This is a genomic window from Bacteroidales bacterium, assembly GCA_023228145.1.
Classification (GTDB): Bacteria; Bacteroidota; Bacteroidia; order Bacteroidales; family CAIWKO01; genus CAIWKO01.
This window is the reverse complement of the sequence record JALOBU010000043.1, coordinates 1-7,612: the sequence shown is the minus strand read 5'-3', so window position 1 is coordinate 7,612 and position 7,612 is coordinate 1. Positions and strand designations below refer to the sequence as shown.

Genomic DNA, 7,612 nt, shown 5'->3' with positions numbered 1-7,612 from the left:
ATGACTACAATTACAAAAGACCTCACAAGTCTTTGGGATATAAAACACCGATGATGGTATTAAATGAAAAAAATGTATTTTTGAAACTCTAAGATTGAATGGCCCGAAAAAAAGGGAAGCTTACAAATTGAGCAGTAGAACGAAAAATATAATAAAGTATGAAGATTTAGAAACTATAAAGAAGTTGATAGAATATTATACTGAAAAAAGAAATTTTTTAGATGTGCGAAATTGTGGGAGGAAATCAAATAACGAATTAATAAAACTATCAAAAAGAATAATTGATAAGATAGAAAAAGATGATGAGCCTTTATCTGGCATACAGGATGAGTATATAGATTTTATATATGATATTGAAAACGCATTCGGAATAAATATTTTTCCGATTAAATCAATATACAGGCAGTACCTAGATAAAAATATAGAAACATTTTTTCTTATAAAGTTATTAGCATCGAGTTATTTGAGTACAAGGGATTACTCCGTATTTATTTTATTAAATAAATTTAGTGAAGGTTTTAGTAAGCCAACATTACATAAAATCGGAGATTCGCTGAAAATATCAAGAGAAAGGGTTCGGCAAATTATAAATAATGGAATTCAAAATTTCAATAAAAGCTTTATAAATCTAATCAATGAAAATGACTCCTACCGTTTATTTTTCAAAAAATACTTTACAGAGCATAAAGATATCCTTGTAATTGATGACGTATTTGCTGATAATATAAATAAAACTGAGAATTGTGATTTTAGTAAAAGTTATATTGGATATATACTCGCACTATTTCTTAGCAAAGATTACTTCAATTTTTGTATTGATAGCAATTCAACTAAAAATAATGAGTATCTGATAAAGAAAGATTTGGAAAGTGCTATTAATCTGAAAGAGTTATTTAAAAAATTATCAATAAAAATTAAGACTCTTAGAACACTTAAAATAGATGCTGAAATAATTGTGAGACAAAATGCAAGTGATTGCAATGAAGAATCAATACAAAAGCTTATTAAGATTTTTGAAGTAATCGTAAGAGAAGAATATAATATACCTTATGATGAGAATCTAAGAATGTTTTATTATGCAAGGTGATATTCAAGACGCTGTTTCCATTTCTTCCAGTCGGGCATTAGTTTTTGCTGAAGGTTAAAAAAGGACTTTGTGTGGTTGGGATGAATCAAATGACAGAGCTCGTGGGTTATTACATATTCAATACTGGCTTTGGGCGCTTTGATGAGTTCCGGGTTCAAGATAATTTTACCTGAAGGGGTGCAGCTACCCCAACGTTTTGGCATAAACCTAATCTGTATAACAGGAAACGGAATTTTATAGTTGCTGAATTTAGGAAACGATGAATTAAGTACATCAAAAAATATTTTTGCTGCTTTATTTCTGTACCATTCCTTCAAGGATTTTTCAATATGGTCCGAATGCGTTATTTGGGCATTTATTATTATATGCCCCCTATACAAAACAATGCTGTTTTCGCAAGACTCAAAAATCTTAAGTTTATATTGCCTGCCGAGGTATAAGTGAGTTTCTCCATTAATGTATTTTCTAGGTGGAGTGAATGGATGGTAATGCTGAAAGTTTAACTGTTGACGAAGAATCCATAGAGCTTTAGATTTGATTTTTTTATATATTTCTGGTACTGTGCTGCCAGCCGGAGCCGTAACAAGCACTGAGGCATCTGGAAGGACTTTAATGCCCAGGGTTTTTCTATTACTGTATTGCAGCAAGAAATTTATTTTATGATTACTGTAAATAATATAGTGTGCAGAAGTTTTTGTCATTTAGTGTATTTGAGTTTTGCGACCTTCAGACATTCTTCGATAAGCTCATCAATCTTTTGAAGCGGACATTCAAAATTGTTTTCTTTTTTAAGTTCAAAGCAATAATCATCAATGGCGATTCTTATTTTACCTTCAACATCACGGTTGTTTTGCCAATCAACGAGAAGATCGCTATTGATGAAAATAATAGATTGTATTATTTCATCAATACCTTTTGCGATTTTTTCAAAAACAGTTTTATCTAAAGACGATTGCTTCACAATATCACTTAAAAGAGCTACGGCAAGGTTGTAAAAAGCTATTTTGACATCGTCACCCTGGATGGACATGGGTATATCAGCGCGTTTGCCTGAAAAGAATGTTTCTTCATATTCTTTTGCTTTTGCAAAATATTCCGCTTCGGAGATCCGATGACGATGATAATCTTCAATAGTTTCCTTTAAAAGTTGTGATAATTTTTTATAGAAAACAGGGTCTTCATTCATTTTTATACTGATTGCTTTTGAGGTACGGGTGGCAATATGGTCGGCTTTAGCTGCTTTACCAGATATTTTCTCCACTTCTGCTTCACGCTGATCCTTGTCGAAAATATCCACCAATTGTGTTATTTTTAGTATCTCTCCTTCGGTGGAAATATGCTGGTCGATTAGTTTCTGCACCTGAGGTTCGTATTCTTTATAATCTGCTTCATCGGAGTAACGGCGTTTTACAGAAATTCGCAGCGAAAGAAAAAACCTTGCATCTTTCTTATACTTATCAATAGTATTTTCGGAGGTTTTGGTAACAAATTCGAAACTTGACAATGCTATTTTCAGTATGCGGCCAAATACGGATAATTTTTCATAAAAACTGTGCCTTATTGCTTCATCAGAGAGCAACTCTTCATAAGCTGTTTCATCGTATTTGTTGGCAATTGTTTTAAAAATATCCCATACTTCGGAATGTGCCTGAGGCAGTTTAGCAATTTCTTCGCTTATATTGGCCAATGTACCATCCAAATCATCATTATCGAAAGCCGATAAGCCGGAATAGGTGTTAAGGGCTGCATCAAGATTTTCCAAATTGCCGAAATAATCAATAATAAAGCCATGATCTTTACCCGGATGCAAGCGATTGACACGGGCAATTGCCTGCAACAGGGAGTGTTCCCTTAACTGGCGGGTTAAATACATTACCGTATTTACCGGGGCATCAAAACCAGTCAATAGCTTATCAACCACAATTATTATTTCTGGAAATTCCTGCTTCTTGAATGCATTTATCAACATTTTTTCATACTTATCAGGATTGCCGTATTTGTCCATCATTGCTTTCCAAAACAGCTTGACTTTATCATCAATTTTCTCGAAAACATCTTCTTCACCTTCCCTTGTATCGGGCGGTGAAATAAGAACATCCGTGTACACTTTTCCTATTTCATCAAAATAGTTTTTGTATTTAATGGCAATCAGTTTTGATGGCGCTACCAACTGCCCTTTAAAACCAGTACCCTGAAAATTAATAGAAAAATGTTCAGAGATATCCCATGCCCGGGCATAAATTATCTGGTCGGCTTTATTGAGCTGGCTTTTTGTACTAAATTTTCTTTTTAAGGCAGCTTTTCCATAAGGGGTAAGCGGTTCTGCAACTTTTTCAAAGAAGCTATCCAGCGGTTTTTCATTCACATCGAAAAGGTTGTGCCTGCCTTCGTAAAGCAAGGGAACGACCGCTTTGTCAGCGACTGCTTTGACAATAGAATATTCGTCAATAATACCACCAAACTTAGCAGCAGTATTCTTTTCTTTTTTCATTAAAGGTGTGCCTGTGAAAGCGATAAAACAGGCATCCGGAAATACTTTGAGCATATTGATATTGAATGAGCCATACTGACTGCGATGGCCCTCATCCACCAGTATAAATGTATCTTTTGTATCCAATCCGGGTTTAATCTGGTTTACAGCAGCTTCAAATTTGTTTATTACTGTTGTGATGATCTCTGCTGTATTGCTTTCAATAAGGTCAGCAAGATGCCTTCCTGTTTTGGCATTAATTACGGGCATACCACATTTTTTAAAAGTATTCGTGATCTGATCATCGAGCTCAATGCGGTCGGTTACCAATAGTATTTTAGGATTCTTAATTTCAGGATTCATTGCGATTTGCTGTGCCAGCATAACCATGGTCAGGGATTTTCCGCTACCCTGTGTATGCCAGATCACACCGCCGGTGCGCTTACCATTGATGTCGGTTTTTGAAATTTTGGTCATAGTCTGCTTGACGGAAAAGTATTGCTGGTAGCGCGCAATTTTTTTTATTCCATCATCAAAAACAATGAAATTGTACATGAGCTCGAGTAAGCGACCTGGCTTACAAATACAGTAAAGCAATTTGTCCTGTTCTGTAAGTAGCTGCTCCTCTTTGTATTGCTCTTCGAAATATTTTAAAACAGATCTGTACCTCTCAGAAAACAGTATCGTTTTATCATCCGGCTGGAGATTCTTATTTTTTAAGGAAGAAAGTGATTCAATGAAGTTTTTCTCTTCTTCTTTTAAATAGAACATTTCTTTCCAGATATTCCAAAATTCCTTTTGGGTTGCTGTGGTGGCAAATTTGGCATCGTGAACCGCAAGCCCAATGAGTATATTCGAATAAAGATACAGTGAGCGAATACCATCATCCTGTTGGTTACGCATGTGTTGTTCTAATGCTTTATCTAGAGGTTCTTTAATTATTGGGCTTTTACACTCAATGACGACCATAGGGATGCCATTGACAAATAAAACGATATCGGGACGGTAATGATCGTTGCGGCCATGGCGCATTACGCTGAATTCTTCGGTAATATGAAAGACATTGTTTTCAGGTCTTTTCCAGTCAATATATTTGAAGGAAAAACTCTTTTTATCGCCCAAAATGTTTTGCTCGAAACTTTTACCCAGCGTAACAAGGTCATAGAAATATTGGTTTGCAACAAGGTAGCCATCCTGCAAGGGTAAGTCGCGCAAGGCGACCACAGCGGCATTGATATTGGCATCAGAAAATTCAAATTCTTTGTCCTTGTATATAATGCTGTTTATTTTCTGCAACTGTTGCCTGAGGATGGTTTCGAGCAGTACGTTGCTGCTGCGGCCACCACGGGCATCAAGTGCCTGATCTGGAGTGAGGTATTGATACCCCATTTTCATGAGCAACTGCAGGGCAGGCACCTGAGAAATGTGGTCTTCGATGAATGAGGGGACTTCCATAAATATTAGGTATTAAGGCCTTTTGAAATAATTGGGAAACCATTTGGAGCATCAGATAATAATACATGAGTATCGATTTCTGTTGCATTTACTACACAATCAATAACATAAGAAAATTTAGCAATAACAAAAGATCGTTTATTTGGAGAAAAAGCAGTACTAATTGGAGCATCAGAAGCACACGCTGCACGTAACGATGAAGATATTGGAGCATGGAAACAACCAGCATGCGCTTGATTATGTGCAACATATACAAGAACATGATGAGGAATTGGAGAAAAAACAGCATAAATTGGAGCATCAAAAGCAGCCATAGTAATGAATTAAGTTAAAGATTTAAGATAATCAATAACAGCACTTACTTTATCAGTAGCTTTAGCAAAAGAAGATGCAAGGTTATATGTAACCCCTGCTCCTTTGCCTGATTGCAATAAAACTCCATCTTTACAAAGCTTATCAACCAGGTATTTTACTTTTGGCCTAGACAATGTATTTTTAAAGACATCAACAAAGGCACCCATCTTAATTTCTGAAAAATTATCAAAACAACTGATTATGGCCTGAAGTTCTTGTTGTTTATAACCCCTGACAGTAGATAACTGCCTTGATATTTCATAATATTTTTCAGATAATATTAATCTACCACTAGCGGGTGAACCTATGTGCCCGATAAGCTTTTCATTTATCAACTTTTCTAAAATGGCTGGTTGAAGTTTATCGGCAGTAAGACCTTGCCTGACTTTATCAAGAGCAATAATGTCAAAAACGCCAAGTTGGTTATCTTTATCTCTCAGCTTTTGTTCTTCATTAATAAAAAAAGCAAAATTAATATCCCTAATATTACCGAGTAAATCCAGCTCAACCTGAAAGTCATCTGTGTTGGTGAAGTCAGGTTCGGGTTTAGACTCAGAGAGCATAATTTTAAACATTTTATCCACACCCTGGCTTGATCGTTCAACCAGGCCTGTTTTTTCAAGTGTTTCAGCAAGAAGCCTATTTCGAGGCATACTAGAAACGGATAAAATATTTTCTTTGGTAACACCAAGCGGGAAACCGCCAGGATTAAGAACAATAAGTTTTTCCGGAAATAGTTTCAAGACCACACTGCTGGAAAGATGATAATCACGGTGAGCGATAGCATTAAGAATAGCTTCACGAACTACTTCTTCGTTGAAACGTTGTATATTGATGATATACGGACCTTGCTGAAAATGCTCGTTAGGATTGGATAAGGGCTGGTTAATATAGGCCCATATTTTATCAATTGCAGTGAACAATGATTCGCAATATTCAATGCGTGCATCATAAGATATTTGCGTAAGCGATTTTCTATATTCAATAATAACTGATGCCTGAGGCAGATATTTACTAATAGGTTTTGGAGAACCGAGAAGGATTAATGCAGCATAAGTAAGTTTTGCGTCAATCATTAAATTCAAGTCTGATAAGACCTGTTCTGTAGAAAGTGAGCGAAAAGAGGGATTTTGCTTTTTTGAAGCGTACTTATTCTTTAATATATCAATTGCCTTTACATCAAGATCAGCAATAGACAAATGTTTACAGATAGAAGCTGAGAAATCCGGTTCCGTTTCATTTATTATTTTCCGGTAATATTCATCGGACATAGGAAGTAACTCCTCCCCAACTCGCATGAGGGGCACATCTTCGAATTTATATACCTTTCCGATTGGGCGCCCAGGGATTTCGATTACCAAAACACGAAGACCATTTTCGTCAAACAATTCAAAGGCATTTACCCTGATTTTGGTATCTCGGTAAACATCTTGTTCCATTTTACCAACAGCACCGGTGCATTGAGTTGTGCCAACCACCTTATGAGGATGTTTATCATGAATGCCAAAAACAAGAAATCCGCCACCATCGTTTGCGAAAGCGGTGACGTATCCTAGTATACATTTACGGCGTTCTTTAGGATTGATACGCGAGCCGCCGTTGTATGCATAGTTACCACCTTTTGCCTCTTTGAACTCGACTTTATCTTCAGACTCTTTTAGTTTTTTTAATTGTTCTATTGTCATAATTTTAATTATTGCATTGTCAGTTTGATAGAAAAAAATACTGTGATATTATTTCTGGACAGTTGCAGTTGCATTCGTATTATTTTCATCTAATAATCTTTTAGGGTTCATCCTTAAAACTATCTAAAGACCTACCAAAGACCTACCAAAGACCTTTTAAAGATCATCTAAAGTTTATCTAATGTTTATCTAATTTTCATCTAATGTTCATCTAAAGTTTATTCATTTTGGCTTATTCATTCCTGCCTTCAATTGCATACTGTTCCGTTTCGATTTGTTTACCGGCACTTTCTGCCCCTGCTTTTTTTACATCCCAACCACCATCGGGATTAGGGACTACGTGATGTGATTTTTGCTTGGACATGGTTTTAACTATTGAATGCTAAATAATTCTTTCATTTTTCTCTTTATCTCAACAATATGTTCAGGTAAAATTGTAAGCTTCCCTTTTTTTCGGGCCATTCAATCTTAGAGTTTCAAAAATACATTTTTTTCATTTAATACCATCATCGGTGTTTTATATCCCAAAGACTTGTGAGGTCTTTTGTAATTGTAGTCATA

6 protein-coding genes are annotated in these 7,612 nt (G+C 35.6%); 1 reads left to right on the top strand and 5 read right to left on the bottom strand.

Annotated features, from left to right (window positions below; translation table 11 throughout):
• The first annotated feature begins 127 nt into the window (after positions 1-127).
• Complete coding sequence (locus M0R16_13175; protein ID MCK9613823.1) at positions 128-1,087, top strand: hypothetical protein; 960 nt, start codon at positions 128-130, stop codon at positions 1,085-1,087.
• Here the strand turns inward: M0R16_13175 and M0R16_13170 are convergent.
• From M0R16_13170 to M0R16_13150, 5 genes are all read right to left on the bottom strand, one after another.
• The gene (locus M0R16_13170; GenBank protein MCK9613822.1) at positions 1,075-1,788 is read right to left on the bottom strand and encodes a M48 family metallopeptidase; all 714 of its coding nucleotides are present in this window, start codon (positions 1,786-1,788) and stop codon (positions 1,075-1,077) included. The genes M0R16_13175 and M0R16_13170 overlap by 13 nt on opposite strands.
• Positions 1,785-5,012, bottom strand: a complete 3,228-nt coding sequence (locus M0R16_13165; GenBank protein ID MCK9613821.1) for an HsdR family type I site-specific deoxyribonuclease — start codon at positions 5,010-5,012, stop codon at positions 1,785-1,787. The genes M0R16_13170 and M0R16_13165 overlap by 4 nt, the downstream gene beginning before the upstream one ends.
• Before the next feature lie 5 nt (positions 5,013-5,017).
• Positions 5,018-5,326, bottom strand: a complete 309-nt coding sequence (locus M0R16_13160; protein MCK9613820.1) for a hypothetical protein — start codon at positions 5,324-5,326, stop codon at positions 5,018-5,020.
• Between the two features lie 9 nt (positions 5,327-5,335).
• On the bottom strand, positions 5,336-7,051 hold the full coding sequence (locus M0R16_13155; protein ID MCK9613819.1) for a putative DNA binding domain-containing protein: 1,716 nt from the start codon (positions 7,049-7,051) through the stop codon (positions 5,336-5,338).
• Positions 7,052-7,283: 232 nt separating this feature from the next.
• Positions 7,284-7,415, bottom strand: coding sequence for a DUF2188 domain-containing protein (locus M0R16_13150; protein ID MCK9613818.1), 132 nt, complete (start codon positions 7,413-7,415; stop codon positions 7,284-7,286).
• Positions 7,416-7,612: the final 197 nt, after the last annotated feature.

What these genes read in the sequence shown, in the direction of transcription:
- M0R16_13170 (MCK9613822.1), bottom strand. Translation starts at nt 1,788, where the DNA reads ATGACAAAAACTTCTGCACACTATATTATTTACAGTAATCATAAAATA.
- M0R16_13165 (MCK9613821.1), bottom strand. Translation starts at nt 5,012, where the DNA reads ATGGAAGTCCCCTCATTCATCGAAGACCACATTTCTCAGGTGCCTGCC.
- M0R16_13160 (MCK9613820.1), bottom strand. Translation starts at nt 5,326, where the DNA reads ATGGCTGCTTTTGATGCTCCAATTTATGCTGTTTTTTCTCCAATTCCT.
- M0R16_13155 (MCK9613819.1), bottom strand. Translation starts at nt 7,051, where the DNA reads ATGACAATAGAACAATTAAAAAAACTAAAAGAGTCTGAAGATAAAGTC.
- M0R16_13150 (MCK9613818.1), bottom strand. Translation starts at nt 7,415, where the DNA reads ATGTCCAAGCAAAAATCACATCACGTAGTCCCTAATCCCGATGGTGGT.